We start from the raw sequence: 565 nt of genomic DNA, 5'->3' as shown, positions 1-565 counted from the left end.
CTGCACCGGACATCGAAGTCATTCCTGTTTTTCGTTCCGGCACGTTTCTTCTCGCTGCGCCGGGATATCTCAACCGGAATGGTTCGCCCGAGCGGATCGAGGATCTTTGCCGTCACCGTCTGCTTCGCCGCATCGGGCGCGGATATCCTACAGCGCGCTACCTTTTTAATAACCAACTGTTTTTCGACCTGGAGACCGGCAAGCTTGATAAGTTGGCACACGCGGACTTTCGCACACCGCGGTCGATGCCGCCTGCGCAGTTCGGACCGTATCCGTCCTGTGCTCGTATTCTCTCGGGCGACGCTATTTCTTGCTATCAGAGTACGCTCGCGGGAGAAGGCATCGCGGTGGACCTGTCACTGAGACTTGTTGATGATGATCTACGACAGGGACGTTTGGTGCCGGTTTTGGCCCCTTGGCGGCCTGCACTCTGGACCAACACGCTTGCCGTCAGAGCCGAAATAGCGCATTCCGACGAAGTTAAGGCTTTCACGGCATGGTTTGTCCGAAAAGAATCGGAAGCCGGTCTCGCGAGGTGGGCTTACTGGCGGGATAAGTTCGGTGA

Annotated in this window: 1 protein-coding gene; it reads left to right on the top strand. The window is 57.0% G+C overall.

Annotation, left to right across the window (positions count from 1 at the left end; genetic code table 11):
- The coding region (locus H6A60_RS12300; RefSeq protein WP_500691541.1) for a type 2 periplasmic-binding domain-containing protein at positions 1-565 on the top strand (565 nt) is incomplete at both ends.

This window comes from Sutterella massiliensis (genome assembly GCF_016899755.1).
GTDB lineage: Bacteria > Pseudomonadota > Gammaproteobacteria > Burkholderiales > Burkholderiaceae_F > Sutterella > Sutterella massiliensis.
Note: the sequence above shows the minus strand (reverse complement) of the source record. Positions and strands in the feature narration are given on the sequence as shown.